31 protein-coding genes and 2 pseudogenes are annotated in these 24630 nt (G+C 72.5%); 24 read left to right on the top strand and 9 right to left on the bottom strand.

Features of this window, described 5'->3' with window-relative positions; translation table 11 throughout:
* Positions 1-2: 2 nt before the first annotated feature.
* The 6 genes from ACFY3N_RS22920 to ACFY3N_RS22895 all read left to right on the top strand — a co-directional run bounded on the left by ACFY3N_RS22920 (position 3) and on the right by ACFY3N_RS22895 (position 3888).
* Positions 3-1049, top strand: coding sequence for a hypothetical protein (locus tag ACFY3N_RS22920; protein ID WP_390818551.1), 1047 nt, complete (start codon positions 3-5; stop codon positions 1047-1049).
* 138 nt (positions 1050-1187) lie between these two features.
* A complete protein-coding gene (locus ACFY3N_RS22915; protein ID WP_390818550.1) occupies positions 1188-1931 on the top strand; it encodes a DUF2993 domain-containing protein in 744 nt (247 codons plus the stop codon).
* 196 nt (positions 1932-2127) lie between these two features.
* Entirely contained in the window at positions 2128-2235 is a 108-nt protein-coding gene (locus ACFY3N_RS22910) for a putative leader peptide (protein ID WP_351998383.1), read from the top strand.
* 129 nt (positions 2236-2364) lie between these two features.
* Complete coding sequence (locus tag ACFY3N_RS22905) at positions 2365-3210, top strand: sulfurtransferase (protein WP_390818549.1); 846 nt, start codon at positions 2365-2367, stop codon at positions 3208-3210.
* Between the two features lie 42 nt (positions 3211-3252).
* The gene (locus tag ACFY3N_RS22900; RefSeq protein WP_004986406.1) at positions 3253-3540 is read left to right on the top strand and encodes a DUF1416 domain-containing protein; all 288 of its coding nucleotides are present in this window, start codon (positions 3253-3255) and stop codon (positions 3538-3540) included.
* Between the two features lie 87 nt (positions 3541-3627).
* On the top strand, positions 3628-3888 hold the full coding sequence (locus ACFY3N_RS22895; protein WP_390818548.1) for a DUF3099 domain-containing protein: 261 nt from the start codon (positions 3628-3630) through the stop codon (positions 3886-3888).
* A gap of 31 nt (positions 3889-3919) precedes the next feature.
* Here ACFY3N_RS22895 and ACFY3N_RS22890 read toward each other — a convergent pair whose 3' ends face one another.
* Positions 3920-4282: a DsrE family protein gene (locus tag ACFY3N_RS22890; protein WP_390818547.1), complete on the bottom strand. Its 363-nt coding sequence runs from the start codon at positions 4280-4282 to the stop codon at positions 3920-3922.
* Between the two features lie 264 nt (positions 4283-4546).
* Between ACFY3N_RS22890 and ACFY3N_RS22885 the strand changes: the two genes are divergently transcribed.
* The 7 genes from ACFY3N_RS22885 to ACFY3N_RS22855 all read left to right on the top strand — a co-directional run bounded on the left by ACFY3N_RS22885 (position 4547) and on the right by ACFY3N_RS22855 (position 10576).
* The gene (locus ACFY3N_RS22885) at positions 4547-5230 is read left to right on the top strand and encodes a hypothetical protein (RefSeq protein WP_390818546.1); all 684 of its coding nucleotides are present in this window, start codon (positions 4547-4549) and stop codon (positions 5228-5230) included.
* Positions 5227-6045 carry a hypothetical protein gene (locus ACFY3N_RS22880; protein ID WP_390818545.1) on the top strand — a complete coding sequence of 273 codons (819 nt, stop codon included), beginning with the start codon at positions 5227-5229 and terminating at the stop codon, positions 6043-6045. The genes ACFY3N_RS22885 and ACFY3N_RS22880 overlap by 4 nt, the downstream gene beginning before the upstream one ends.
* Positions 6042-6896 (top strand): hypothetical protein, encoded by an 855-nt coding sequence (locus tag ACFY3N_RS22875; protein ID WP_390818544.1) that lies wholly within the window; start codon positions 6042-6044, stop codon positions 6894-6896. Before ACFY3N_RS22880 ends, ACFY3N_RS22875 begins: the two co-directional genes overlap by 4 nt.
* Positions 6897-7121: 225 nt before the next feature.
* A complete protein-coding gene (locus ACFY3N_RS22870; RefSeq protein WP_390818543.1) occupies positions 7122-7697 on the top strand; it encodes an FABP family protein in 576 nt (191 codons plus the stop codon).
* Positions 7698-7755: 58 nt separating this feature from the next.
* Entirely contained in the window at positions 7756-8190 is a 435-nt protein-coding gene (locus ACFY3N_RS22865) for a Fur family transcriptional regulator (protein ID WP_390818542.1), read from the top strand.
* A 242-nt stretch (positions 8191-8432) separates the two neighbouring features.
* Positions 8433-9320 carry a septum formation family protein gene (locus tag ACFY3N_RS22860; protein WP_390818540.1) on the top strand — a complete coding sequence of 296 codons (888 nt, stop codon included), beginning with the start codon at positions 8433-8435 and terminating at the stop codon, positions 9318-9320.
* 290 nt (positions 9321-9610) lie between these two features.
* Positions 9611-10576 (top strand): YgfZ/GcvT domain-containing protein, encoded by a 966-nt coding sequence (locus ACFY3N_RS22855; protein ID WP_390818539.1) that lies wholly within the window; start codon positions 9611-9613, stop codon positions 10574-10576.
* A 10-nt stretch (positions 10577-10586) separates the two neighbouring features.
* On the opposite strand, the gene dtd is transcribed toward ACFY3N_RS22855, so the two are convergent.
* Positions 10587-11012 (bottom strand): D-aminoacyl-tRNA deacylase, encoded by a 426-nt coding sequence (dtd, locus tag ACFY3N_RS22850; protein ID WP_390818538.1) that lies wholly within the window; start codon positions 11010-11012, stop codon positions 10587-10589.
* Between the two features lie 177 nt (positions 11013-11189).
* Here dtd and ACFY3N_RS22845 point away from each other — a divergent pair, with 177 nt between their 5' ends.
* Together ACFY3N_RS22845 and ACFY3N_RS22840 are read left to right on the top strand one after the other, a co-directional pair.
* The gene (locus ACFY3N_RS22845) at positions 11190-11822 is read left to right on the top strand and encodes an aerial mycelium formation protein (protein ID WP_390818537.1); all 633 of its coding nucleotides are present in this window, start codon (positions 11190-11192) and stop codon (positions 11820-11822) included.
* Positions 11823-11878: 56 nt separating this feature from the next.
* Entirely contained in the window at positions 11879-13135 is a 1257-nt protein-coding gene (locus ACFY3N_RS22840; RefSeq protein ID WP_390818536.1) for a GNAT family N-acetyltransferase, read from the top strand.
* 166 nt (positions 13136-13301) lie between these two features.
* Here ACFY3N_RS22840 and ACFY3N_RS22835 read toward each other — a convergent pair whose 3' ends face one another.
* Positions 13302-13487, bottom strand: coding sequence for a hypothetical protein (locus ACFY3N_RS22835; protein ID WP_390818535.1), 186 nt, complete (start codon positions 13485-13487; stop codon positions 13302-13304).
* A 180-nt stretch (positions 13488-13667) separates the two neighbouring features.
* On the opposite strand from ACFY3N_RS22835, the gene ACFY3N_RS22830 reads away from it, so the two are divergent.
* Positions 13668-14576: a GntR family transcriptional regulator gene (locus ACFY3N_RS22830; RefSeq protein WP_390818534.1), complete on the top strand. Its 909-nt coding sequence runs from the start codon at positions 13668-13670 to the stop codon at positions 14574-14576.
* A gap of 33 nt (positions 14577-14609) precedes the next feature.
* Here the strand turns inward: ACFY3N_RS22830 and ACFY3N_RS22825 are convergent, their stop codons facing one another.
* Positions 14610-14798 (bottom strand): hypothetical protein, encoded by a 189-nt coding sequence (locus ACFY3N_RS22825; protein WP_390818533.1) that lies wholly within the window; start codon positions 14796-14798, stop codon positions 14610-14612.
* Positions 14799-14954: 156 nt separating this feature from the next.
* Between ACFY3N_RS22825 and ACFY3N_RS22820 the strand changes: the two genes are divergently transcribed.
* From ACFY3N_RS22820 to ACFY3N_RS22805, 4 genes and pseudogenes are all read left to right on the top strand, one after another.
* Positions 14955-15839 carry a winged helix-turn-helix domain-containing protein gene (locus ACFY3N_RS22820; RefSeq protein ID WP_390818532.1) on the top strand — a complete coding sequence of 295 codons (885 nt, stop codon included), beginning with the start codon at positions 14955-14957 and terminating at the stop codon, positions 15837-15839.
* Positions 15839-16606, top strand: a complete 768-nt coding sequence (locus ACFY3N_RS22815) for an HAD family hydrolase (RefSeq protein ID WP_390818531.1) — start codon at positions 15839-15841, stop codon at positions 16604-16606. The genes ACFY3N_RS22820 and ACFY3N_RS22815 overlap by 1 nt, the downstream gene beginning before the upstream one ends.
* 113 nt (positions 16607-16719) lie before the next feature.
* Positions 16720-16854: pseudogene (locus tag ACFY3N_RS22810) on the top strand (TetR family transcriptional regulator); the annotation flags it as partial.
* A 1-nt stretch (position 16855) separates the two neighbouring features.
* Positions 16856-17173, top strand: a pseudogene (locus ACFY3N_RS22805) (AAA family ATPase); the annotation flags it as partial.
* A gap of 7 nt (positions 17174-17180) precedes the next feature.
* On the opposite strand, the gene ACFY3N_RS22800 reads toward ACFY3N_RS22805, so the two are convergent.
* Positions 17181-18068, bottom strand: a complete 888-nt coding sequence (locus ACFY3N_RS22800; protein WP_390818530.1) for an NAD(P)-dependent oxidoreductase — start codon at positions 18066-18068, stop codon at positions 17181-17183.
* 50 nt (positions 18069-18118) lie between these two features.
* On the opposite strand from ACFY3N_RS22800, the gene ACFY3N_RS22795 reads away from it, so the two are divergent.
* Together ACFY3N_RS22795 and ACFY3N_RS22790 are read left to right on the top strand one after the other, a co-directional pair.
* Complete coding sequence (locus ACFY3N_RS22795; RefSeq protein WP_390818529.1) at positions 18119-18463, top strand: winged helix-turn-helix transcriptional regulator; 345 nt, start codon at positions 18119-18121, stop codon at positions 18461-18463.
* A gap of 179 nt (positions 18464-18642) precedes the next feature.
* Complete coding sequence (locus ACFY3N_RS22790; protein ID WP_390818528.1) at positions 18643-19866, top strand: aminotransferase class V-fold PLP-dependent enzyme; 1224 nt, start codon at positions 18643-18645, stop codon at positions 19864-19866.
* 36 nt (positions 19867-19902) lie between these two features.
* On the opposite strand, the gene ACFY3N_RS22785 is transcribed toward ACFY3N_RS22790, so the two are convergent.
* The 4 genes from ACFY3N_RS22785 to ACFY3N_RS22770 all read right to left on the bottom strand — a co-directional run bounded on the left by ACFY3N_RS22785 (position 19903) and on the right by ACFY3N_RS22770 (position 23265).
* The gene (locus ACFY3N_RS22785) at positions 19903-20508 is read right to left on the bottom strand and encodes a DinB family protein (protein ID WP_390818527.1); all 606 of its coding nucleotides are present in this window, start codon (positions 20506-20508) and stop codon (positions 19903-19905) included.
* Positions 20509-20809: 301 nt separating this feature from the next.
* The gene (locus ACFY3N_RS22780; protein ID WP_390818526.1) at positions 20810-21235 is read right to left on the bottom strand and encodes a hypothetical protein; all 426 of its coding nucleotides are present in this window, start codon (positions 21233-21235) and stop codon (positions 20810-20812) included.
* A 79-nt stretch (positions 21236-21314) separates the two neighbouring features.
* Positions 21315-21839: an AAA family ATPase gene (locus tag ACFY3N_RS22775; protein ID WP_390818525.1), complete on the bottom strand. Its 525-nt coding sequence runs from the start codon at positions 21837-21839 to the stop codon at positions 21315-21317.
* A 343-nt stretch (positions 21840-22182) separates the two neighbouring features.
* A complete protein-coding gene (locus ACFY3N_RS22770) occupies positions 22183-23265 on the bottom strand; it encodes a protein phosphatase 2C domain-containing protein (RefSeq protein WP_390818524.1) in 1083 nt (360 codons plus the stop codon).
* 417 nt (positions 23266-23682) lie between these two features.
* Here ACFY3N_RS22770 and ACFY3N_RS22765 point away from each other — a divergent pair, with 417 nt between their 5' ends.
* Together ACFY3N_RS22765 and ACFY3N_RS22760 are read left to right on the top strand one after the other, a co-directional pair.
* Positions 23683-23904 (top strand): type II toxin-antitoxin system VapB family antitoxin, encoded by a 222-nt coding sequence (locus tag ACFY3N_RS22765; protein ID WP_390818523.1) that lies wholly within the window; start codon positions 23683-23685, stop codon positions 23902-23904.
* On the top strand, positions 23901-24320 hold the full coding sequence (locus tag ACFY3N_RS22760; RefSeq protein ID WP_390818522.1) for a PIN domain-containing protein: 420 nt from the start codon (positions 23901-23903) through the stop codon (positions 24318-24320). Before ACFY3N_RS22765 ends, ACFY3N_RS22760 begins: the two co-directional genes overlap by 4 nt.
* Positions 24321-24630: the final 310 nt, after the last annotated feature.

Here is a 24630-nt window from a genome sequence, read left to right as displayed (position 1 = left end):
CGATGACGAACCAGCCGTACGGGGCCTACGACCCCCACCAGGATCCGCAGCAGGCCCAGGGCGTGTGGCCGGGGCAGCAGCAGGCGTACGGGGATCCGTACGCGGACCAGCAGTACACGCAGCAGTGGCAGGGGCAGACGTGGGAGACGCAGATGCAGCCGCCGGTGGCCGCCGCGTACGCCCCGGTCTCCCCCGATCCCGCTCCCGCCCCTGTTCCCCCGCCGGCTCCGGCGGCCCCGCAGGTTCCGGCGGCCGAGGCGGCCGGCGGATCCGGGCCCGGGTACGGGCCGGCCACGCTGGGCGGCAACTCGCGTGTCACGGACGCCCAGCGGGCGCGCGCCGAGGGGCGGTCGCCGATCATCGAGCCCGGGATGCAGCCCGCGGTGCTCACCGCGCTGCTGGGGCTGCTGCTGGCCGGCGGGGCGGCGCTGGGGACGTACGCGCTGCTGGTGCCGTTGGTGGTGCTCCAGGGGCTCACGGCGGCGGGCTGGTTCCGGCTGAACGGGATGTGGCCGGCGCGGCAGGGGATCGCGCTGGGCTTCCTCGGCGCGCTGGCCGCGGACGCGGCGCTGCTGGTCTCCGACCGGTCGCCGGCGGCGATCCTGGGGACGCTGGGGGTGTGGGTGCTGCTGTCGCTGGTGCTCCAGCTGCGGTCGCACGCGGATCCCGACGAGCGGATGTACGGCCTGATGGCGACGGTCGTGGCGGCTGCGCTGGCGATCGCGGCGGCCGGGTACCTGGCGGCGGACGCGGCCGCGGTGACCGTGGGCGCGGTCGCCGTGGCGGCGGGGGTGGTGGCGCGGGCGCTGCCGCTGCCGACGCCGGTCTCCGTGGTGTTCGCGTCGGCGGTCGCGGCGGGCGCGGGGTTCGCGGTCGACGGACGGGCGGGAGCGCTGCTGGGGGCGGGCGCGGCGGTGTGCGCGCTGATCGGCCACCGGGCGGCGGGCTACGACTACCCGTCCCGGTTCGTCCACTTCACGGCGGGCGTGGCCCTGCCCCTGGCCGCGGCGGCCCCCGCGGTGTACGTCCTGGACCGCGTACTCGGCTGACGGCGGCCGGGCGGGCCCTCTGTCACAGGTGATCCACAATCCCCCGCCCCCCGCCCTCCCCGGCACTACCCTCGCGCAGGGACGGCCGCCCGGCCGTCGGCGAACGCCGTCGTCAAGCGTCAGGTGGGGGAAGACCGCATGCGAGCACTGCGCGTACTGCTCATCGTCACGGTGGTACTCGGCGCCGTCTTCGTGGTCGTCGACCGCGTGGCGGTGCACATCGCCGAGGGCGAGGCGGCCGACCGTCTGAAGGCGTCCGAGAACCTGGCGCACACCCCCGACGTGTCGATCGGCGGCTTCCCGTTCCTCACCCAGCTCGCCGGCGGCACCCTCGACGAGGTGCGGGTGGGCATCGAGGACTACGAGGCCGGCACCGGTGACGACGCCCGGACGATCCGCATCGCCGACCTGCGCGCGGACCTGCGCGGCGTCGACTTCTCCGGCGACTTCGGCTCCGCCGTCGCCGCCGACGCCACCGGTACGGCCACCGTCGCCTACGACGAGCTGCTGAAGACCGCCGGCAAGTCCGAGCCCGGCCGGGTGGGCCCCGGTGTCACCGCCCGGGTCGTCGGGCTGTCCGACGGCGGCAACGGGAAGACCGAGGTCGTGGTGGAGGCCACCGTGCTGGGCGTCGAGCTGCCCGAGCCGGTCTCCGTGCTCAGCTCCGTGACGGTCGTGGACGGCGACACGGTGCGGGTGAGGGCCGACGCGGTGCCGGAGTTCGGCGGGGTCGAGATCGTCGAGGCCGGCGTGCGGCGGATCACCGACTTCGAGCAGCGGATCGACGGTCTGCCCGGCGGCATCCGGCTGGACAAGGTCGAGGCCGCGCGGGACGGGGTGGAGATCACGGTGAAGGGTTCCGGCGTCCGTCTGGTCGGGTGAGGACCGGTTCGGCGGGGGCGCTGTCCGGAGAGTGAGACGGGCGTGTCCGCGCAGTGCGTGCGATCGCGGCCGTCCGCGCGGACGGGGCGGGGGAACGGCGGCTTCCGAGGGTGCGCGTCCCATATCGCGGACGATCGCGTCTCACCATGCGACACATCGGTGACACGCGTACCCGTCCGTCCCTACGATCGGACCCATGCAGTGTCAGACGAGCGTCCTCCGGTCGAGGGGACAGGCGGATCTCACGAAGCGGCGGGCAGTGGACCTGTGCCGTGTCGCCGCCATGCTCTGTCGCACTTTCTGACGAGCGGACGCCTCGCCGTCCGCATCCCGCCCCGCCCCCGCTGAGGGCATCCGTGCGCCGGTCCCGCCGAGGCCGCGCGCACCCTCTCACCCGCACGCCCCGCCGCAACTGCCCCGGAGGAGAAGAAGCATGAGTCGCAGCGACGTCCTGGTCGACGCCGACTGGGTCCAGGAGCACCTGGACGACCCGTCCATCGCCATCGTCGAGGTGGACGAGGACACGTCCGCCTACGAGAAGAACCACATCAAGAACGCCATCCGGATCGACTGGACGCAGGACCTGCAGGACCCGGTCCGCCGTGACTTCGTCGACCAGGAGGGCTTCGAGAAGCTCCTGTCGGACAAGGGCATCGCCAACGACCACACGGTCGTCCTCTACGGCGGCAACAACAACTGGTTCGCCTCGTACGCCTACTGGTACTTCAAGCTGTACGGCCACGAGAACGTCAAGCTCCTCGACGGCGGCCGCAAGAAGTGGGAGCTCGACGCCCGCGAGCTGGTCCCCGGCGACGAGGTGCCGGAGCGCCCGAAGACCGACTACAAGGCGAAGGCCCAGGACACCTCCATCCGTGCCTTCCGCGACGACGTCGTGGCCGCCATCGGCAACCAGAACCTCGTCGACGTGCGTTCGCCCGACGAGTTCTCCGGCAAGCTGCTCGCCCCGGCCCACCTGCCGCAGGAGCAGTCGCAGCGTCCGGGTCACGTCCCGACGGCCGCCAACATCCCGTGGTCGAAGAACGCCAACGACGACGGCACCTTCAAGTCCGACGACGAGCTCAAGGCGCTCTACGAGGCCGAGCAGGTCGACCTCGCCAAGGACACCATCGCCTACTGCCGCATCGGTGAGCGTTCCGCGCTGACCTGGTTCGTGCTGCACGAGCTGCTCGGCGTGGAGAACGTCAAGAACTACGACGGCTCCTGGACCGAGTACGGCTCCCTCGTCGGCGTGCCGATCGAGCTCGGCCCCGGCAAGTAACCCCTCCCGACCGACCTTTCCAGACCACTTCAGGAGTAAGACATGTGCGGTGCGAAGGCCGGTGGCCCGGACGCCTCGACGATCAAGCCCGGTGAGACCACGATCCAGGGTCAGGTGACCCGCGACGGAGAGCCGGTGACGGGCTACGTCCGTCTGCTGGACTCGACCGGCGAGTTCACCGCGGAGGTCCCGACCTCCGCCACCGGGCAGTTCCGCTTCTACGCGGCGGAGGGCACCTGGACCGTCCGCGCCCTGGTGCCCGGCGGCACCGCCGACCGCACGGTCGTCGCCCAGCAGGGCGGTCTGGCCGAGGTCGCGATCGCGGTCTGAGGACACGGGAACGGCTGAAGGGCCGCACCCCACGGGTTGGACGCCCGGGGTGCGGCCCTTCGGCGTGTCCGGACCTACGCTGGACGTATGTACGCGCGCAGACGGCACGCCTACTTCGCCCTGATGGGCACCTGCGTCGGGCTGTTCGTCCTGGCCTGGGGCGTGGTGCGGCTGTGGTCGGTGCCGGCGGCCGTGGCCATGTGCCTCGTGGCCATGGTCATCCCGCCGGTCGCCGCGATGGTCGCCAACCGGCGGGGGCCGGAGGACCGCTGGTGGGACGACCCCTCCGGCGATCCGACGTCCGACGCGTGGTGGGACGAGCTGGACGGCAGGAAGCGGCCCCGGTAGGCAGGCCGCTCGGTACGGTGGGGCGGGCCGCTCAGTAGACGAGCGCCTGCGTCCCGTCCGCCATCGCCTCCTGGACGAAGACCTGCGCGCCGGCGATGCGGACGCCCTCGACGACGTCCTTCTCCGTGATGTCGCGGCGGGCCGCGCACTGGGTGCACAGGGTGATCCGGCCGGTGGCCAGGACCGAGTCCAGCAGGTCGGGCAGCGGGGCGGCGTGCGGCAGCTCGAACTCGGCCGCGCGGCCCGGCAGGGCGAACCACGAGGACTCGCCGGTGAGCCACAGGGAGACCTCGACACCGCTGGCCGCGGCCACCGCCGCCACCGTGAACGCCTGCGAGCAGCGCTCGGGTGCGTCGGTTCCCGCGGTCACCTTGATCACAAGCTTCTTCGCCATGACCGAATCGTAATCATGATCGCCACAACTTCGGTCGCCGCCCGTGGGTCTCCTGTGCGCGCGTGGACGGAATACGCGCTTCACCTTCTGTGGGGGGACGTCTTGGAACAACCCGAAGAAGCAGCCGACGCCCCGGACGCACCGAGACCGGCGGATGCGCCGGAGAGCGGCCCGGCACCGGACGTGTCGGCGGATCCGCGTCCGGAGTCTCCGGAGGTTCCGGCTCCGGACGCGGCCCGGAAACGCCGGCGGGGGCGCACGGCCGTGCTGATCGCCGCCGCGGCCGTGCTCGGCGTGGTCGCCGGCACCTGCGCCGGATACCTCGTCCAGGCCGACCGCGAGCCCACCGGGCTGCCGCCGCTGTCGCAGCCGGTGCTCGCGCAGTCGAAGGGCGAGGCGCCCGAGCCGTTGCCGGCGGACCGGGACCGCCGCGTGAAGACCGACGGCGACCTGCGCGATCTGCTGCTGAAGAAGCCGAGCGGCACCCGGGAGCCCGACTGGCCGATGGGTGAGGACGGCTGGATGGACCTCGCCGAGTACGCCGGCCACTACGAGACGGCCGACTCGGTGTTCGGACAGCTGGCCACGGACGAGTTCCGCAGGGCGGCCGTCGTCGGCTGGCTCGACGACGACGAGTACAGCGTGGAGATCCGGCTGGTCCAGTTCCGCCAGGAGGAGGCCCTGGGGGCCGCCGGCACCGTCGACGACAGCCAGTACTGGGCGGAGGACGCGGAGGACACCGACAGCTGGGCCGTCCCCGGCACCGAGGAGGGCCGGGCGTACGTCCACCACAGCCCTGACGCCGAACCCGGTTACGAGCCCCTGTACGGCGCGGAGGCGCACGCCTGGCGCGGCGACATCGCCATGGAGATCTGGGTGTACGGCAGCAAGCCCGTTCCCAAAGGAATGATCATGGATCTGGCCGAGCGGCAGATGGAGCGGCTGTGAACGAGACGCAGAGCCCTACGCCCCTGCCGCCCACCCCCGACGGCGCTCCCGCCGCGGCCCCCGCGAAGCGGCCCGCGCGGTGGGGCCGTGTCGCGTCCGTCGTCGGCTCCGTGCTGCTGGCCGGGGCCGTCGTCACGGGCGTCGGGTACACCGTGGTGACCGTGCGGGACGCCGACCGTGACGCCGGCGCGCCCCGATGGAAGTTCCCCGAGGCGGCGGCCGCCGGGGGCGAGGCGCCCGAGGCGCGGGGGCTGGCCGGGATGCTCGTGCCGTACGGGCACGACAACTGGCTCCGGGGACCGGACCTGGGCGAGTTCGGCTCGGACGCGCGGCTCAGCGGCGCCCGGGCCACGGCGCTGCAGAAGGAGTCGCTGCGCGACCTGCCGCGCTCCCAGCGCAAGCGGCTGGAGAAGGAGATCGACAGGTGGCGCGTCGAGGGCATGGCGATGCGCAGCTACACCAGCGGGTCGGTCAGCATCTATCAGGAGGACGAGATCTTCACCGTGGGCATCGTGCTCGCCCGGATGGAGAACGAGGCGGCCGTGCGGGACCTCGCGCGGTTCCAGGGCGAGTTCCTCGACACCCTCGACGTCTTCCGCAAGGGACCGAAGATCAAGGGCCACGAGGACGCGCGGTGCTTCCTGCCGCCCGCGGACGCGGAGACCGACCTCGACACCATGCAGTGCTCGGCCCACGTCGGCAACGTCCTGGTCACCCTCACCGCGGACGGCGCGAAACCGCTGGACACCAAGAGCGTCGCCGCGCTGCTGGAGGAGCAGCTCGACCGCATCGACGAACCGGGGAAGGCCGTATGACCGAGCAGCCGCAGACCCTCGTACCCGCCCCGCCCGCGGAGCCGCCGGCCGTACCGGATGCGCCGGCCGATCCCGGGCCGCCGGTGCGGGGGGACCGCCGGGCGCTGCGCGCCGCCCTGCGCTGGACCGCCGCCGTCGCCGTCTTCGCCGTGGCCGGCGCGGGCACGGCTTACGGCATCACCCGGATGGAACGGACGGACGTGCCCGGCCTGGCGACCGCCTCCGACGGGCGCTGGGACTACCCGGAGCTGACGAAGCCGCCGCTGCCCGCCGGCAGCCCCGGACCGCAGGAGGAGTCCAACCCGGCCGGCACCCACCACGCCGACCTGCGCGCCCTCCTGCTGCCCGCCCCCGAGGGGGCGGAGGAGGACAAGGCGCTGCGCGGCACGGACGGCTGGCTGCCGACGGACGACTTCCTCCAGGAGTACGCGGAGGAGGATCAGCGGGAGACCTTCCGGCAGCAGCTCGTCGACGGCGGCCTGCGGCACATCGCGGCCCGCGGCTGGACGACCGGGGACGGCACCCGGACGAGGATCTACCTGCTGCGGTTCGACACCGCGGCCGTGGTGGAGGAGGCGTTCTTCATGCCCCACTTCTCGTACACCTCGGCCTACGCGGTGCGGGGTGCCGAGGACGCCGTGAACGACGAGACGTTCCCGGTGCGGTCGGAGGTCGCGGGGGTCCAGCGCTCGGCCCAGGTCGAGACCGAGCCGTACGGCGCCGAGCAGGAGCGGCTGGCCTACCTCGCCGCCGGTGACGTCCTCGCCGTCGTGCTGCAGTCCCGGAAGGGGAGCGCGCCCGCCGTGCCGTTCCGGCAGACGGTCGTGCTGCAGAGCCAGCTGCTGGCCTGAGGGGCGGGAGGCACCACCTCGCACGACGGGGGCCGGACCCGGCCGCGTAAGCTGGGGTCCGGCCCTGTGCACACCACCGCACCCCGCTCAAGGAGCACCCCGTGGAACTCTTCTTCGAAATCCTGTTGGTCCTGGTTGCCGTCGGCGTTCTCGCCTTCGCCGGGCTGACCGTGAAGAAGCTGTACCAGGGCCAGCGCTGATCACCGACGCCAGGAAGTTCCGCTCATGATCGAGATTCCGTCCGACCTGCACAAGGAGCTCCTCCCGCTCGCCTTCCTGCTCGGCAACTGGGCGGGCGCCGGCGTGCACGATTTCCCCGGCGCCGAGAAGTGCAACTTCGGCCAGGAGGTCACGTTCACCCACGACGGCCGGGACTTCCTGGAGTACAGCTCCCGCACCTGGGTGCTGGACGGCGACGGCAACAAGGTCCGCCCGCTGGAGTCGGAGCACGGCTTCTGGCGGATCGACGCGAGCCGCAAGGTCGAGGTGACGATGACCCGCGACGACGGCGTCATCGAGATCTGGTACGGCGAGCTGGCCGACCAGAAGCCGCAGATCGACCTGGTCACGGACGCGGTGGCGCGCACCGCCGCCTCGCAGCCCTACAGCGGCGGCAAGCGGCTGTACGGCTACGTCAAGAGCGACCTGATGTGGGTCGGCGAGAAGCAGACCCCCGAGGTCGAGCTGCGCCCCTACATGTCGGCGCACCTGAAGAAGGTCGTCACCCCGGAGGAGGTCGAGCGCTGGGCCAAGGCCCTGCCCGACGACATGCCGGACGACGGGATCGCCTTCTTCAAGTAGGTCCTCTTCTTCAAGCGGGTCCTCTTCGGCGAGGCACGGGTCGCTCTAGACTCGTGGTGTGGTGAGCACCGACTGGAAGAGCGACCTCAGGCAGCGCGGCTACCGGCTGACCCCGCAGCGGCAGCTGGTGCTCGAAGCCGTGGACACCCTGGAACACGCGACCCCCGACGACATCCTCGGCGAAGTGAGGAAGACGGCGTCGGGGGTCAACATTTCCACCGTGTACCGCACGCTCGAGCTCCTGGAGGAGCTGGGCCTGGTCAGCCACGCCCACCTCGGGCACGGCGCTCCGACGTACCACCTCGCCGACCGGCACCACCACATCCACCTGGTCTGCCGGGACTGCACGAACGTGATCGAGGCCGACCTCTCGGTGGCCGCCGAGTTCACCGCCAAGCTGCGCGAGCAGTTCGGGTTCGACACCGACATGAAGCACTTCGCGATCTTCGGCCGGTGCGAGGACTGCCGGAAGGCGTCGGGCACCGAGGCGTAGGCGCACGCTCCCGGAGCGGCCGGACCGCCGTGCCGGCCGAGGACCTCGGACGGTGCCCGGTTCCGCGGGAACCTCACGGGTCTGCCCGGCTCCCGCCCGCGAGCAGCCCGGATACAACCCTCACGGCCCCTCGCGGGTCAAAGACGCCGCGATGAGGTGAGGGCCTTCGTACGACCCGGCCACGGGAATGGCATACGATGCGCGCGACTCTCATAAAGATCACATAAGAGGATGTGCACGTCATGGCGATCCGCGCCCCCTACCGTTCCCTTCGCGGCATATCCGCCGTCGTCGCCCTGCTCGCGATCGGCGCGGTGGGGTGCTCGGACGTCTCCGACGCCGTCGACAGCGCCAAGGACGGCGCGAAGAAGGCGGCCCGCCAGCGCTCGGTGTTCTCGCTGGACGTCGGCGACTGCTACAACCCGAACGGCAAGGCCGAGGGGACGGCGTACCTGGTCGAGATCGTGCCCTGCGACGAGGCGCACGAGGGCCAGGTCGTCGGCGAGTTCGCGATCGACGAGGGCAAGGAGTTCCCCGGCGACGACGGGGTCTCGACGATCGCGGACGACCGCTGCCCGGTCGAGGCGCAGAAGTACGCCCCGGACACCTGGGCGCTCCCCGAGGGCGCCGCCCTCTTCTACTACACCCCGACCAAGGAGAGCTGGGCGACCGGCGACCGCGCGGTGAGCTGCACCTACACCGCGGAGAAGGGCACGCTCAGCGGCTCGCTGGACACCGCGAAGTCCCTCGAGCCCGAGCAGGTCACGTACCTCGAGGGTTCGAACGCGGTCTACGAGGCCCTGTGGGCGAACCAGCCCGAGAAGGACACCGTCGAGGCCGACCTGGCCGGCTACAAGGCGCAGGCCAAGGCCGTCGCGGCCGCCCTCGGCGCGCACGTCGAGGGCCTGAAGGGCATCGAGGGCACCGAGGTCGGCAGGCTCCGCACGACGCTGACGAAGGCGGCCGGGAACTGGGAGAAGGCCGCGAACGCCGCCGACGCCGACGCGTTCTACCTCGCCTACGACCCGGCGTTCACCGACATCGACCCGAGCAAGTCGGTCGCCGCCCGCAAGGAACTGGGCCTGGCCACCACCGTCCCGGCCGACGAGGCCGAGGTCTGGGCGGGCTGACGCCCCGTTTCCCGGGACCTGCCCGGTCCCGGCGCCGCCGACGGGGGAAGGGAGTCCTCCCCCTGTCGGCCGCGTCCCGCTCGCGGGCCGGGACGCGCGGCCGCGGCGCCGGCCGCGGCACGGGCGGTGCCCGCCGACGGGGTACGACGGCCCCCGGCCGGGGCCCCCGGCCGGACCGGCGTCCGGCGGGACACGCGCGCCCGGACCGGCCGCGGCCGCCCCGCGCGGTCCACCGGCGCCGGCCGCCACCTCCGGTGTGGATCGTCCGGCCGATCTGAGACGCTAGGCATATGAAGAGCCCCCTGCTGACCCTGCCCGGCGCCGTCCCCGCCGAGGGCGTGGACGAAGGCGTGGCCGCCCACTACGGCGACCTGTTCCGCGAGCAGCGCGCCCTCGCCGACGGCACCGGTTTCGTCGACCTGTCCCACCGCGGGGTCGTCACCGTCTCCGGACCGGAACGACTGGCCTGGCTGCACCTGCTGCTCACCCAGCACGTCAGCGACCTGCCGCCGCACCGGGCCACCGAGGCGCTGATACTTTCCGCCAACGGCCACATCGAGCACGCGCTCTACCTGGTCGACGACGGGGAGACGGTCTGGGCGCACGTCGAGCCCGGCACCCGTCAGGCGCTGATCGCGTACCTGGAGTCGATGAAGTTCTTCTACCGGGTCGAGGTCGCCGACCGCACCGCCGACACCGCGGTGGTGCACCTGCCGGCCGGGTCCATCGCGGAGGTGCCCGAGGGGATCGCCGTCCGCGAGACGCCGTACGGGCGGGACCTGTTCCTGCCGCGCGGCGACCTGGAGTCGTACGCCGGGAAGGCCGGGCCGGCCGCCGGGATCCTCGCGCACGAGGCGCTGCGGGTCGAGCGGCACCAACCGCGGCTCGGTTTCGAGACCGACCACCGCACCATCCCGCACGAGCTGGGCTGGATCGGCACCGCCGTGCACCTGCAGAAGGGCTGTTACCGGGGGCAGGAGACGGTGGCCCGGGTGCAGAACCTGGGGAAGCCGCCGCGCCGGCTGGTCTTCCTGCACCTGGACGGCAGCGAGGTCCACCTGCCCACGCCGGGGACCGAGCTCCGGCTCGCGGACGACGGTCCCGAGGGGCGCAAGATCGGGTTCGTCACCACGTCCGCACGCCACTACGAGCTGGGGCCGGTCGCCCTGGCGCTGGTGAAGCGGAACGTGCCGGTGGACGCGCGGCTGCTCGCCGGGGAGACGGCGGCGGCGCAGGAGACCGTCGTCGAGCCCTGATCCGTACGGCTCAGATCTCCAGCAGGACGGTGAACGGGCCGTCGTTGGTCAGCGACACCCGCATCCGCGCGCCGAAGCGGCCCGTCGCCACCGTCGCGCCCAGCGCGCGCAGCTGCGCGACCACCTCGTCGACCAGCGGCTCGGCGAGGTCACCGGGCGCCGCGGCGTTCCAGGTGGGGCGGCGGCCCTTGCGGGCGTCGCCGTACAGGGTGAACTGGCTGATCACCAGCAGCGGGGCGCCGATGTCGCTGCACGACTTCTCGTCCTGGAGCATCCGGACCGACCAGAGCTTGCGGGCGAGCTGCGCCGCCTTCTCCTTGGTGTCCTCGTGGGTGACGCCGACGAGGACGCACAGCCCCTCGCCCTCGATCGCCCCCACCGTCTCGCCGTCCACGACCACGCTCGCGCCGTCGACCCTCTGCACCACTGCTCGCATACGACCATCATGCCGGTCGGCGAACAGGCGGCCGACGGCGGCCCGCGCGGGACCCCGGTCGGGCTATTTTTACTCCTTAGCGCCCATCTGGGGCGGATCGGGGACACTCGCTCACATTGCGGCCGCTTGGGGTGGCACGATGCTGGCACACGCCGGTCGAGGGGACGGTTGAGGCACATGAGCACACCGGGGATTGGACAGCCGCCTGGGGCTGTCTCGTTGACCCAAGCGGGAATCGGGGAGCGGGAGTTCTGCCGGCCGCCCACACAGCGCACGGACAGCCCGGTGCTGCCCGAGGACCGGGTGGTGCGCGATCTGATCGTGCTCAGCCTGGCCGAGCTGCGCACGGTGCGGCGGGACGCGCAGCGCGACGAGGCCGACCTCAGTTACGTGCGGCGGCTGCTGCAGGGGCGGATCGACATCCTGCGGGCGGAGCTGGCCCGGCGCGTCCCGGAGGGCGTCTCCTCGGCCGTCGCGCCCGGGGAGGCGTCCGTCGTCGAGCGGCTGGGGGAGATCCTGCGGGACACCCCGGCCCGGCACCGTTCCTCCGCCCGGCACGTGACGCTGGGGACGCCGCGGGGCGAGGAGTACCGGCGGCTGGCGGCCGAGATGCTCGCCGAGGTGGAGCTGTCCGACCTGGCCGCCCGCACGGACGGGGAGCTGAGCACCGCGATGGGGCGGCTGGTGCGGTACGAGCAGCAGGTGTCCCGGCGGCGGCAGCGGCTGCAGCGCACGGCCGACGAGTGCAGCGCGGAGATCGCGCGCCGGTACCGGGACGGGGAGGCGCAGGTCGACGACCTGCTCGCGTGAGCGGGCCGGGGAAAACCTCTTCGACACCCGGCGCGGGGCCGACCTACCGTGGGCCCATGACCTCCCGCGCCGGCATCGACGTACGCCCGATCACCGAGTCCGAGTTCGCCGACTGGCAACGGGCCCTGAACACCGGGTTCCTGCGGGAGCCCACCCCGACCGAGGAGATCCTCGAGGCGCGCCGGGCGCAGTTCACGCCCGGCCGGTCGGTCGGGGCCTTCGACGACGGGCGCTGCGTGGCGACGTTCCGGTCCTTCGCGCAGGAGCTGACGGTGGTCGGCGGGGCGACCGTGCCCGCCGACGCCGTCACCAACGTCACCGTCACCGCCACCCACCGCCGCCGTGGTCTGCTCACCCGGATGATGGCGCAGGACCTCGCCGCCGCGAAGGAGCGCGGGGACGTCGTCGCGACGCTGATCGCGGCCGAGTACCCGATCTACGGGCGGTACGGCTTCGGTCCGGCCACCACGGCGACCGAGTGGACGGTCGACGTGCCGCGCGCCGGTCTCGACCCGCGCCGTTCGGGCCCGGAGGACGGCGGCCGGGTCGACCTCGTGGACGCGGAGGACGTCCGCAAGCTCGGCCCCGAACTGCACGAGCGGCTGCGCCGCGTCCAGCCGGGTGCCGTCAGCCGGGACGAGCTGTGGTGGAAGGTGACGACCGGGGCGGTGCGCTTCTGGCCGGCCTTCGAGGAGCCGTACTACGTGGTGTACCGCTCGGCCGCCGGCGAGGTCGAGGGCATGGCCGCCTACACGGCCGACGACAACTGGGGTGACGCCAAGCAGCCGTTGAACACGGCGCGGGTGAAGTGGCTGACCGGGGTGACCCCGGCCGCCGAGCGCGCGCTGTGGCTCTACCTGTGCTCGATCGACTGGGTGGTGAGGGTGCGCAGCGGCTGGCGGGCGCCCGACGACCTGCTCCCGCACTTCCTGCCGGACCCGCGTGCCGCCGCCGTGACCACGCAGGCGGACTGGCTGTGGGTGAGGATGCTGGACGTCGCAGGGGCCCTCGGGGCGCGGACGTACGGGGCCGCGGGGTCGCTGGTGCTGGAGGTGACCGACCGGTCCGGACTGGCCGGGGGGCGCTACCGGCTGGAGGCGTCCGCGGACGGGACCGGGGACTGCGCGCCGACCACCGGGAGCGCCGATCTCACGCTGGACGTCGCCGAGCTGTCCGCGCTGTGGCTGGGGGACGAGTCGGCGGTGCGGCTGGCGGCGCTGGGCCGGGTCCGGGAAGAACGAGCGGGCGCCGCCCGTCAGGCCGACGCCCTGCTGCGTACGTCCAGGCGACCGTGGTGTCCGGACGTGTTCTGAGCGCTGTCGCCCTCGCGCCCCTGCTGCCTTCCTCCTTCCGCCGACGACGGGTGACTCGTCCGTAGCGAGCTGTTCGGTTGTGGTGGTGGTGCGGGTGGTGCCCGTCGGCGGGACTCCCGGCTCCCCTCCGGAAGGGAGCCCGGCCGGCGGTCCGTGCGGTGTGCTGTCAGCCGGACTGGGCGAGCAGCATCACGAGGATGACCGCGCCGATGCCGCTGATCACGGTGTTCCGTGCCTTGATGCCCACGGTGAGGGCGACGAAGGCGATGATTCCCATCGGCCCGTACTTCCACTGGACGAGTTGCTCGAACCCGATGGCCAGGGCCGCGAGGGCGATGGCGACGAACGGCATGGCGGTCCCCCTTGGTGATCGTGGTGTCCAGCCCCTTCCCCGATGGCCGACCTTCGGGCCGGTCGACCAGGTTGCGGGAGTTGGTTACCAACTTGCTCCTAGTTATAGCCACTTGGAAGAGGCTTATAACCACCCTCCGCTGAACTGCCTTAAGATGGCGGGAAGTTGTAGTGTTCGGCTGTGGACCCGGAACACGCCTCCGTCAATGGACGGAAGAATCCCCAGCGGCCACGGCGGACACCTCGCGAGGTGGCCGACGAACTGCGCGCGCGGATCAGGTCCGGGGCGCTGCGGCCGGGCCGGCGCATGCCCACCCAGGCCCAGCTCGCCGCCGAGTTCGGCGTGGAGCGCCCCGCGGTGCGCCAGGCGCTGCGCATCCTGCAGTCCGAGCACCTGCTCACCAGCGTCTCCAAGGGGTCCCCGGCGACCGTCGCCACCGACCCCGGCAGGGCGCCGACCGGCCCCTCGGCGCTCCCGCTGCCCACCACCGTCGGTCTCGCGCCCAGGATCGCCGCCGCCTTCGAGGCCGAGCACGTCGAAATCGACGCCATCTGCCTGACCTCGGTCTCGCTCACCCTGGCCATCGGGGAGGCGCTGCGCCGGATTCACTCCGGACGGCTGAAACCGGCCAGGGTCGACCTCCGGGTGCTGCTGCCCAGCCGCGACATCGACCTCGCCTTCCCCGTCCCGGTCGAGGGGCGCGACGTCAACGGCGGCCTGGTCCACGAGCGGTGGCTGGACCAGCGCAACGCCCAGGGCCAGGTGCTCCGCCACAACCTGCTCGTCCTGCGCGCCACCCACGGCATCGACGTGCGGGTCTCCTTCCGCGCGCTGCCGTTCACCCCGCCGGTGAAGCTGTACCTGCTCAACGGGGAGGAGGCGCTGTTCGCCTACTACACGCCGGCGCGCGGCAGGGCGCAGATCGACCAGGAGTACCTGGAGACGTACGACGCGCAGGGCGTCCGGTCCCTGCTGTTCGCCTTCGGGCAGGGGGCCGTCCTGCGGGACACCGCGTTCGTGGAGCAGTCGCGCCTGTGGTTCGACGCGCTGTGGGAGACGATCAGCTCGGAGCTGGTGCTCACGGGCTGACGTCTCCCCGGGGCTCGGGGCCGCGGTGGCTTCTCACAGGGCCGGCCTCGCCACCAGCAGCGCGAGCAGGACCGCTCCGGCGGAGCTGACCCCCGGCCGGTTGGCCCTGATGCCCGCGGTGAGCAGCAGCAGGCCGAGGATGCCGGCCGCGCCGTACCGCCACTGGACGAGCTGTTCGACGGTGACGACCAGGACGGCGGAGACGAGGGCGAGGACGGGCATGGCGTGTTCCTCCTTTGGGTCGGGGCGGGATGCGGAACCAGAGACTCACCAACTTCGAAAAGTTGGCAACCAACTCTGTGTAGGTTGTCCCCACTTGGTCCCTACTCACAAACAACTTTCAAACAACTCCCTTCAGATGGATCAAAGTTGTAGCTTTTGGTCGTGACCCAGGAGAACGTGTCAGTGAACGGCAGCAGCAGAGTCTCGCCGCAGGAGATCGCCGACATCCTGCGGGAACGCATCCGGGCCGGCGTGCTCAGGACGGGCGACCGCCTGCCCACCCAGGCCGAGCTCGCCGAGGAGTTCGGCGTGGAGCGCGGCACCGTTCGCCAGGCCCTGCGCGCCCTCCAGGAGGACGGCCTGCTCAGCAACGTCAGCAAGGGCAGCCCGCCGCGGATCGCCGAACCGGCCTCCGCCCGGGAGGAACCCCAGCCGACGACGGTGGGACTGGCGCCGCGCCTGACGGACGCGTTCTCGGCGGCTCATGTGCGGATCGACGCGGTATGCCTGACCGCCGAGAGCCTGATGCTGACGCTGAGCGAACCGATCCGGCACATCCACGAGGGCCGTACCCGTCCCGAGTCGGTCGACGTCCGCCTCCTGCTGCCCTCCCGGGAGATCAACCTGGCCTTCCCCGTCCCGGTCGAGGGCCGGGGGGAGGAGGAGGTCGGCCTGGTCCACCAGCGGTGGCTGGACCAGCGCAACGCCCAGGCCCGGGTGCTCCAGCACAACCTGCTCGTCCTGCGCGCCACCCACGGCATCGACGTGCGGGTCTCCTTCCGCGCGCTGCCGTTCACCCCGCCGGTGAAGCTGTACCTGCTCAACGGGGAGGAGGCGCTGATCGGCTACTACATGCTGACCCGGCGCGAGGAGGAGTGGGAGAGCCACACCCTGGAGATGTACGACGTCCTGGGCTCCCAGTCCCTCCTCTTCCCCTTCGCCAAGCGGGACGGACAGCGGGAGCGGGCGTTCGTGGAGGAATCCCAGAAGTGGTTCGACGCCCTCTGGGAAACCATCACCACGGACCTGACACTCTCCTAGTGACCTCTGAGACGAAGCGGACTGATGCGGTGACGGCCGGGAAGCGGAACGGGACCGACGACGAACCGGACGGACTGCGGCACCTGATCGAGGGCGCCCGTGTCGTGCTGTGGGACTTCGACGGCCCCGTCTGCCGTCTGTTCGCGGGCCACTCGGCACAGCGGGTGGCGAACGCGCTGGCGTCCTGGCTCGAGGAGCGGGGCCTGCACGGCCTGCTCACCGAGGCCGAACGCGAATCCCCGGACCCGCAGGTGGTCCTGCGCGCCGTCGACCGCCGGCACCCCGGCAGCGACCTGGTCGCCGAGCTGGAGGAGCGGCTCACCCGGGAGGAGCAGCGCGCCACCGCCTCGGCGATGCCCACCCCGTACGCGGATCCGCTGATCCGCACCTGGACCGCGGCGGGCTCCCGGCTGGCCGTCACCACCAACAACTCCCCCCGTGCCGTACGCGCGTACCTCGCCTCCCGCGGCCTCGGCGCCTGCTTCGCTTTTCACGTGTACGGCCGCTCCCGGGAGCTGAGCCGCCTCAAACCCGACCCCCACTGCGTCCACCGGGCCCTGGACGCCCTGGCCGCCGCCCCCGCGACCGCCCTGATGATCGGTGACGCCCCGACGGACCTGTACGCCGCGCAGGCGGCCGGCGTGCCCTTCCTCGGGTACGCGCGCAACGAACGCAAGGCCGGGCTCCTGCGGGACGCGGGCGCCACGACGGTCGTGGACTCGCTGGAGACCGTCCTCGGGCTGGTCCGCGCCGGGGCCCGGGCCTGAACCACCGGCACGGTGAGCATCACGGCCGCCGCGACGGCGGGCCCGTCGCGGCGCGTCCTCACCCACGTGCGCAGGCGGGTGACCGACGGCGGGCGGGTGCGTGGGCTCGCCGCATGAGCGAGATCGGCCTGCGGGAGCGCAAGAAGCGGCGGATGTGCCGGACCGTGTCGGACACCGCCGTCCGGCTCTTCCTGGAGCGCGGCTTCGACGCCGTGTCCGTCGCCGAGGTGGCGGCCGCGGCCGGTGTCGGCGTACGTCGACGCGGTGCGGGACGCGCTGGAGCGGGAGGGGTCCGTCGGCGTCGTTGCGGCGGACGCCGACGTGCCCCGGCTGCGGCGGGCGCCGGCCGGGGCGGGGGTGGAGGCGTCGGGCCCGGAGGCACCGGGCGCACGTGTCGCGGTGGTGCCGGCGAGCGTCGTCAAGGGCCTGGAGTACGACCACGTGGTGGCCGTCGAACCCGCGGCGATCGCGGAGGCGGAGGAGCGGGGACTGCACCGGCTGTACGTGGTGCTGACCCGGGCGGTGTCCCGGCCGGAGGCGGTGCGGGCGCGGGGACTGCCCTGCTGACGCTCCATCAGCGGGGGGCGATCACCTCGGCCACCCGGGTGAAGCCGTCCCCGCCGTGTCCCCGGGCGATGACGCGGCGGGCCTGTCCCTCGATCACCCGCATCACGCCCGCGTCGATGCCGTGGGCCTCGGAGGCGTGCACGACGTGGGCCATGGTCGACGCGGCCGAGGTGATCGGGTTCAGCTCGCCCGAGTACGTGCCGGCGTCGGTGTCGGCCGCGAACTCGGTGAACAGCGGCGGCAGGATCGCGGCGATCCCCTGGGCGAAGGGGGCGAGTTCCGTCGCGGTGACGCCCTCCGCGCGGGCCACGGCGAGGGCGTGCGTGTAGCCGGCCATCGCCGTCCAGAAGATGTCGAGCAGCGCGATGTCGTACGCCGCCGCGCGGCCGATCTCCTCCCCGAGGTGGGTGTGGCTGCCGCCGAGCGCGTCGAGGACGGGGCGGGCCTCGTCGTACACGCCCGCGGGGCCGCTGTACAGGAACACCGCGTCGTCCGTGCCGATGGACGGGGTCGCGGTCATGATCGCCCCGTCCAGGTAGCGGACGCCGTGCCGGTCGGCCCACTCGGCCGTGTCCCGGGCGCGGTCGGGAATGTCGGCGCTCAGGTTCACGAGCACACGGCCCTTGAGGGCGGCGGTGACGGCGTCCTGGCGCAGTACGGCGTCCGAGGCGTCGTAGTTCACCACGCAGACGACGGTGAGCGGGGCGGCGGCGGCCGCCTCCGCGGGCGACGACGCCGGGACCGCGCCCCGGGCGATCAGCTCGGTGTCCCGGCCGGGCGTGCGGTTCCAGACGGTGGTGCGCACCCCCGCGTCCAGGAACGCGCCGGCCAGCGCCCGGCCCATCGGGCCGAGACCGAGGACGGTGACGGAGGGCTGGTCGGTGTGCACGGACATGTTTCAACTCCCGTAATATTCATGGCAATTAATGAGGAAAGGGGCATGGCATGGTGCACCGGCGCCACGATCCGGACGTCTGCGGGGTGACCGCCGCGATCGCCGTGATCGAGGGCAAGTGGAAGACCACGCTGCTGTGGCTGCTGGAGTCCGGCCCGCACCGGCCGGCCGAACTGCGCCGACGGGTGCCCGGCCTCACCGAGAAGGTGCTGACCCAGGCGCTGCGCGAGATGGAGGCGGACGGGCTGGTGCACCGGGAGGTGCACGACGTACTGCCGCCGAAGACGGTCTACTCCCTGACCGCGTTCGGCCGTGAGCTCGCCGAGGCGCTGGCGCCGCTGTCCGACTGGGGCCACCGCCGCCTGGCGACGCTGACCGGGGCCCCGGCCTCCTGAGGGCCGCCCGTTCCCGCTCCCTTCCCGTCCGGCGCCCGCATCCAGGTTCGCCGCACGCCGCCGCGCTGCCAAGTACGCACAAAAAAGTGGGTGTGCCCGCCGTGGGGACGCCGCAGGGACGCCCCGTGGCGTTCCCGCCGCCGCGCTAGGATCCGGTGTTCCTCACGGAGGGGAGTCATGTGAGCGAGACCGAGGTCACCACCGCACCCAGCCCCCTGCTGCTGCCCGACGGCCGGCCGGCCGCGCGGGCGTGGAGCCTGGACCCCGCCCTGCGCCACCTCAACCACGGTTCGTTCGGCGCCGTGCCGCTGGCCGCCCAGGAGCGGCAGCAGGAGTTGCGCGCGCGGATGGAGAGCGCCCCGGTGGTGTGGTTCTCCGGGCTGCCGCGGCGGCTCGCGGCGGCCCGGGCCGAGCTCGCCGCCTTCCTCGGCGCGGACCCCGGCGACCTCGCCCTGGTGCCGAACGCGAGCGCCGGCGCGAGCGTCGTGTACGCCGGCCTGGACCGCCGGGGCGGCGGGGAGATCGTCGTCACCGACCACGGCTACGGCGCCGTGACGACGGGCGCCGAGCGGCTGGCCCGCCGCTGGGGCGGCCGGGTGCGCACGGCCCGGGTGCCGCTGGACGCCGGGGAGGAGGAGGCGTACGAGGCGGTGATGGCCGAGGTGGGCGAGGAGACCGGGCTCCTCGTCGTCGACCAGATCACCTCGGCGACCGCCCGCCGGCTGCCGGTGGAGCGGATCGGCGCGCGGGCGCGGCGGCTCGGGGTCCCGCTGCTCGTGGACGGCGCGCACGCGCCCGGGCTGATCCCTGCCCCGCTCTCCGGCCTCGCCTGCGACTTCTGGGCGGGCAACCTGCACAAGTGGGGCTGCGCGCCGCGCGGCACCGCGGCCCTGGTGGCGCGCGGTCCGCTGCGGGACGGGCTGTACCCGCTGATCGACTCGTGGGGCGCCGCCGATCCGTATCCCGACCGCTTCGACCAGCAGGGCACGCTCGACGCCACCCACCAGCTGGCGGCCCCGGCCGCCCTCGACTTCGTCGACCGCACCTGGGGCTGGCCCGCCGCCCGCCGGTACATGGACGAGCTGGCCGCTTACGGCGAGCGGATCGTGGGCGCCGCGCTCGCCGAACTGACCGGTGCGGACGCGTCCGTCGACGTCGGCATGCCCGTGCCCGGCATGCGACTGGTGCGGCTGCCCGACGGCCTCGGCGAGAGCCGCCTCGCGGCCGACGCGCTGCGCGACCGGGCCCCGGCGGAACTGGGCGTCGAGGCGGCGTTCACCAGTTTCGGCGGCGTCGGCTACCTGCGGCTGTCCGCGCACGTCTACAACACGGCCGAGGAGTACGAGTACGTCGCCGAGAAGTGCGTCCCCGTCCTCGTCGCGTGGGCCCGCGCGGCCCGGTGAGGGCCGCTGCCGGTGGCGGCTGACGGGGCGGGCCGGTCACGCCTCCCGGCCGGCCTCCCGCGCCGCCCGCTCCAGGCGGCCGCGGTAGGCCTCCCACCAGGCCGGGTCGTCCGACGGCAGGCTGGTCCCGGTCGCGCTCTCTCCCGCGGCACCGTCCATGAGTTCGCGGAGGATGTCGGCGTGACCGGCGTGCCGGTGGGTGTCGGCGATCACGCGGACCACGGCGTGGTGCAGCGTCAGCCCGTCCCTGCCGTCCGGCCACCACGGCACCCTGCCGGTGGTGTCCAGCGGCAGGGCGTCGACCGTGGCGTCCGCGTGGGCCCACGCCCGGCGGTACAGCTCCACGACGAACGCGCGGGACTCCTCCGCGGTGGCCCACATGTCCGCGTTGGTCTCCGCCCCGTCCGAGAGCCAGGGCAGCGGCTCGCCGGACGGACGGCCGAAGGTGTCGCCGAGGTAGCCCAGTTCCACGCCGGCCGCGTGCTTCACCAGGCCCAGGAGGTTGGTGCCGGTCGGTGTTATCGGGCGGCGGACGTCGTACTCGGAGAGGCCTTCGAGCTTCCACAGCAGGGCGTCGCGGGCCTCCTGGAGGTAGCGGCGGAGGTCGGACTTGGCGGCATCGGCATCGGCTGCGGCGGTCATACGGATCAGTCTGCCGTGCGCGGCCCGCCGGGCCGGCGGCCTTTCGCGCAGGAGGGCGCGCCCTGGCGTCCCGTTCACCTCGCGCCGGGCCCGGCCCTTGCCGGGGCCACGGGATGGAGCGTCCGGCACGGTGCCACCGCGGCCGGCGGCATGGCCTGCCGGGCGAACCCCTCGGAGTCCGCGAAGCCCCCGCGTCGGTACGGCGCCGGCGTGCCGGGGCCTGACGCCCGTCGGCCGGATCGGCGTCCGTACGGCCGGAGCCCTCCGCCACGGCACGGCCCGCGCGGCCCGGCCGGTGGCGTCACGGCTGTGGGGCCGGGCCCGTCGCGTAGCCGACGAGGCTGTCCGCGTGGCCGTGCCGGAAGCGTTTGGCCACGCGCTGGACGGGCCAGATGAGGGAGCCGTCCGGGAGGCGGAGCCTGAGGTGCACCTCGCTGTGCGGGTCCTCGTCGTCGGTCTCCCAGGTCCCGCCGGCACTGCGCCGGACCGTCTCACCGAGGTAGGCGCCGAGGGCGAACAGGAGCGGCCCCGGGTCCGTCGCGAGGAGGCCTCCGGCGACCGCGATGCCGCGGTCGCTGTGCTCGGCCATGAAGCGCTCGACGTCCCGGAGGCTCGGGGGCGTGAAGTCCGCCCGGTACCCGGAGCTGTCGAGCACGCGGGCGATCCGGGCGGCGCTGGTGCGGACGTCGTCCAGGAGGGTTCGTGCGTCGGCGGCGGTCGCAGTCATGCCAGGGATCCTCGCCGACGGCACTGACAACGGGTGTCCCGTCGTGCCGCACGCGGCGTGGACCCGGTCTCCCCCCGCCTCACCCCTTGACGGCCTCCGCGATCCGCAGGGCGGCCCGGTCGGGGGTGAGGCGGGTGGTGTCGACGACCTCGGCCGCGCCGTGCAGCCAGGTGCGGGCCGCCTCGGCGTAGGGCTCCAGGTACCTGAGACGGAACGGGGAGTCGGGACCGAGGACGGTGTCCCCGGCGATGCGCCGGCGGAGGGTCTCCCGGTCGGCGTGGAGGACGAAGTGCCGGACCGGGACCGCGTGGTGGGCCAGGCCCGAGCTGATCTCGCGCCAGTACTCCTCGACCAGGACGGTCATGGGCATCACCAGGGTGCCGCCGGTGTAGTCGAGCACGCGGCGGGCGGTCTCGACGACGAGCGGCCGCCACGGCGGCCAGTGCTGGAAGTTGTCCGTCCCGGGCAGCCCCGGCGTGATGTCCATGAGCGTCTCGCCGACCTTCTCGGCGTCGAACACCCGTGAGTCCGGGATCAGCCGCTGCACGAGCGCGGCGGTCGTCGTCTTGCCCACGCCGTGGGTGCCGTTGATCCACACGATCATGCGCCCCACGCTAGCGCCGCGCGGGCCGCGGGGTTGGGCGCGGCGGACATCCGGGTCATCCAGTCCCAGAGAAGTATGGGTAAGTCGAGGCGCTGACCTGCGGTGCCCACGGTTGAGCGGGACAAGTCGGCGTTCGGTGTTCCGCTCAACCGTAGGCAGCGTGATGGCTCACCCGCGAAGCCAAGTCAGCAGGCGCCGTGGAGTTGGTCGCCATGTACTGGCCGGCATGGATCGGTGGTCGATTCGGCTTTCCCGACGTGCTGGGCGAGTCGGTATTCGTCCACCTCTCGGATGAGTTCGTGGGAGCGGACCTGGTGCAACTCGACGTGCATGCCGCTCGCTCCTACTGCTGGAGCTCCATGACGTCGGCGACCACGCAGCTGACGTTGTCGGGGCCGCCGGAGCCGTTGGCGAGGACGATGAGTTCGCGGACCGCCTGCTCGGGCTCACTGACCCCGGAGAGCACCCGGTGGATCTCTTCGGTCGGCACGACGGTGGAGAGGCCGTCGGAACAGAGCAGGTAGCGGTCTGCCCGCCGGGCGTCGTGCAGGCGCATGTCGTGGGTGTCATCGGCTCCTTGGCCCAGAGCGCGTATCAGCAGTGACCGCTGGGGGTGGGAGGCGGCTTCCTCCGGGCTGAGGCGTCCTTCGTCGACCATCGACTGCACCATGGTGTGGTCGTGGGTGATCTGGAACAGCTCTCCGTCTCGCAGGAGGTGGACGCGGGAGTCGCCGATGTGGACGAGGGCGAGCTGCGAGCCGGTCCAGAGCATCGCGGTGAGTGTGGTCCCGGCGTCCTCGGCGGAAGGGCCGAGTCCGCCGGAGATGCTGTGCACGGCCTGCTTGGCCTGGTCGATTGCGTCTTCGAGGACGTCGAGGAGATTCCCCGCCGGGATGCTGTCGGTTTCGAGACTCTTGAGCGCGTCGACAGCGGCGGCGCTTGCGGGGGCACCTCCGCTGCCGTAGCCGTCGGCGACGGCGAGCAGGCGGGACCCTGCGTAGGCGGTGTCCTGGTTGGTTTCGCGGACAAGGCCGGTGTCGGAAAGAGCGGCGTAACGGATGCCCAGGGGCTTGGCGGTCGGGGACATGGCAGGGTCCTTCCAGGAGAGGTGGTCGATGAGGAAGGCGGCCAAGTCCCGCCGTGCGGCGGTGTCGGCTTCGACCTGGGCCCAGAACGCGCGGATCTCCTGGGCTGCCGCGCCTGCCTCCAGCGTGCTGATGTGCTGGATACGGGCCAGGGGCATTCCCAGGCGTCGGAGCCAGGCGACCATCCGGGCCTGATCCAGTTGTTCCGGTGCGTAGAGGCGGTAGCCGGTCACCGGGTCGACGCGAGTGGGGGTCAGCAGGCCGAGCCCGTCGTAAAGGCGCAGTGCCTTCGGCGACAGCCGGGACGCCTTCGCGAACGTCCCGATGGTCAGCAACCCCATGCTCGTTCCTCCTCATGCCAGGCACGTCGCCCGGCCCCACCGATGCTGTGGGCTCCCCCGAGGTGAAGGTCAACCAAGGGCTCTGTTCGGCCCCGTCTGATGGTCTCCCACTCGGTCGGAGGCCGCGTGATCAGCCGAGGACGCTGGTTCGCAGTTGGGCTCACCGGGCGGGTTCAGGAGGCTTTCGATCTGTCCGGCTGTGGCCGTGGCGGTGGGCCAGGCCGCTCCAGAGCCTGCTGGTGGCTTCCTGACGGATAACGGCATGCAGTCCACCCGGGGCGAAGCCGCGACCTCGTCCGTCGGCGTTCAGCGAACCACGACAGGAGGTCTGGGGGGTGGACGTGCCGGCGGTCCGGGACAGGCATGCACCCCGTGGATATATATACTGGATATTGCTCTTGAATAAAGGAGTCCAGTATGAGCGTGACGACGATCGACCTCGATGACGATGCGCTGGAGAAGGCCATGCGTGTCGCCGGTGGCGGCACCAAGAAGGACGTGGTCAATGCCGCCCTTCGTGAGTACGCCGAACGCCATGAGCGAGCCGCGCTCGTAGCCAGGCACTTCCACGCCGCCCAGCAGTGGGACTACGAGGGCTGGCGGCAGCGTCGCGTCGAGGACAAGCAGGGTGGCGCGTGATCCATTACCTGCTCGACTCCTCGGGTCTGTGGCGCCTCCTGCGCGAGGAGCAGTTGAGGGACGCGTGGCTGGAGACCACCACCCTCCGGGCCATCGGGTCGTGCGCTGTCCAGCGGGCCGAGTTCCGGCGTTCAGCGCGCAACGCAGTGGAGTACGAGGCCATGGGGGAGATGTTCACGGATCTGTACCCCGACGTACCTCTCCCGAAGAGGTTGTGGGACTGGGTCGACACAGCCCAGTACGCGCTCGCCGAGAAGGGGGCCCTCGGTGCGGCCGGGCCGCTCGACCTGATGATCTGCGCGACCGCCGTGCATCATGGGCTGGTCGTCCTGCACGACGACGCCGATTTCGTCACCGTGGCCCGCTTCCTGCCCGACGTCAGCGAGCGGAATGTGCGCAACGCTCCAGGCCTCTAGCATCCTCGGCCGTCGTGGACGCGCGAGTACACCGGAGCCCCGCCTTCATCACGCACCCGGCTGAGCCGACAGCGGGGTACGTCGTGGAAGAGGTGCACGACGCTCCTGACAGGCCGGGCACGGAGTTCGTCTTCGTCGTGCGGCGCCCGTAGGACCACCTGCGGGAGACCTCGCTGCGCAGGTGGTCCGGGACCCGTTCACTTCACATTGCAGACCCGGTGGGAAATCGCGGATGGGCCGGGAACGGACAGGTACGGCTCCGGCGTCCCTCCCGGGCCCTCCGTACCGTGGCGCACTATTGCAAGCAGGT

Source organism: Streptomyces sp. NPDC000348, from assembly GCF_042898795.1.
Taxonomy (GTDB): Bacteria; Actinomycetota; Actinomycetes; order Streptomycetales; family Streptomycetaceae; genus Streptomyces.
This window is presented reverse-complemented; position numbering and strand designations above follow the sequence as displayed.

Bases quoted from the DNA above. Each gene is read 5' to 3' on its own strand.
- ACFY3N_RS22915 (WP_390818550.1), top strand. From the start codon at position 1,188: ATGCGAGCACTGCGCGTACTGCTCATCGTCACGGTGGTACTCGGCGCC.
- ACFY3N_RS22905 (WP_390818549.1), top strand. From the start codon at position 2,365: ATGAGTCGCAGCGACGTCCTGGTCGACGCCGACTGGGTCCAGGAGCAC.
- ACFY3N_RS22775 (WP_390818525.1), bottom strand. From the start codon at position 21,839: ATGATCGTGTGGATCAACGGCACCCACGGCGTGGGCAAGACGACGACC.
- ACFY3N_RS22875 (WP_390818544.1), top strand. From the start codon at position 6,042: ATGACCGAGCAGCCGCAGACCCTCGTACCCGCCCCGCCCGCGGAGCCG.
- ACFY3N_RS22765 (WP_390818523.1), top strand. From the start codon at position 23,683: ATGAGCGTGACGACGATCGACCTCGATGACGATGCGCTGGAGAAGGCC.
- ACFY3N_RS22910 (WP_351998383.1), top strand. From the start codon at position 2,128: ATGCAGTGTCAGACGAGCGTCCTCCGGTCGAGGGGACAGGCGGATCTC.
- dtd (WP_390818538.1), bottom strand. From the start codon at position 11,012: ATGCGAGCAGTGGTGCAGAGGGTCGACGGCGCGAGCGTGGTCGTGGAC.
- ACFY3N_RS22795 (WP_390818529.1), top strand. From the start codon at position 18,119: ATGGTGCACCGGCGCCACGATCCGGACGTCTGCGGGGTGACCGCCGCG.
- ACFY3N_RS22920 (WP_390818551.1), top strand. From the start codon at position 3: ATGACGAACCAGCCGTACGGGGCCTACGACCCCCACCAGGATCCGCAG.
- ACFY3N_RS22845 (WP_390818537.1), top strand. From the start codon at position 11,190: ATGAGCACACCGGGGATTGGACAGCCGCCTGGGGCTGTCTCGTTGACC.
- ACFY3N_RS22855 (WP_390818539.1), top strand. From the start codon at position 9,611: ATGAAGAGCCCCCTGCTGACCCTGCCCGGCGCCGTCCCCGCCGAGGGC.
- ACFY3N_RS22825 (WP_390818533.1), bottom strand. From the start codon at position 14,798: ATGCCCGTCCTCGCCCTCGTCTCCGCCGTCCTGGTCGTCACCGTCGAA.
- ACFY3N_RS22835 (WP_390818535.1), bottom strand. From the start codon at position 13,487: ATGCCGTTCGTCGCCATCGCCCTCGCGGCCCTGGCCATCGGGTTCGAG.
- ACFY3N_RS22780 (WP_390818526.1), bottom strand. From the start codon at position 21,235: ATGACTGCGACCGCCGCCGACGCACGAACCCTCCTGGACGACGTCCGC.
- ACFY3N_RS22895 (WP_390818548.1), top strand. From the start codon at position 3,628: ATGTACGCGCGCAGACGGCACGCCTACTTCGCCCTGATGGGCACCTGC.
- ACFY3N_RS22785 (WP_390818527.1), bottom strand. From the start codon at position 20,508: ATGACCGCCGCAGCCGATGCCGATGCCGCCAAGTCCGACCTCCGCCGC.
- ACFY3N_RS22900 (WP_004986406.1), top strand. From the start codon at position 3,253: ATGTGCGGTGCGAAGGCCGGTGGCCCGGACGCCTCGACGATCAAGCCC.
- ACFY3N_RS22890 (WP_390818547.1), bottom strand. From the start codon at position 4,282: ATGGCGAAGAAGCTTGTGATCAAGGTGACCGCGGGAACCGACGCACCC.
- ACFY3N_RS22840 (WP_390818536.1), top strand. From the start codon at position 11,879: ATGACCTCCCGCGCCGGCATCGACGTACGCCCGATCACCGAGTCCGAG.
- ACFY3N_RS22770 (WP_390818524.1), bottom strand. From the start codon at position 23,265: ATGGGGTTGCTGACCATCGGGACGTTCGCGAAGGCGTCCCGGCTGTCG.
- ACFY3N_RS22860 (WP_390818540.1), top strand. From the start codon at position 8,433: ATGGCGATCCGCGCCCCCTACCGTTCCCTTCGCGGCATATCCGCCGTC.
- ACFY3N_RS22800 (WP_390818530.1), bottom strand. From the start codon at position 18,068: ATGTCCGTGCACACCGACCAGCCCTCCGTCACCGTCCTCGGTCTCGGC.
- ACFY3N_RS22870 (WP_390818543.1), top strand. From the start codon at position 7,122: ATGATCGAGATTCCGTCCGACCTGCACAAGGAGCTCCTCCCGCTCGCC.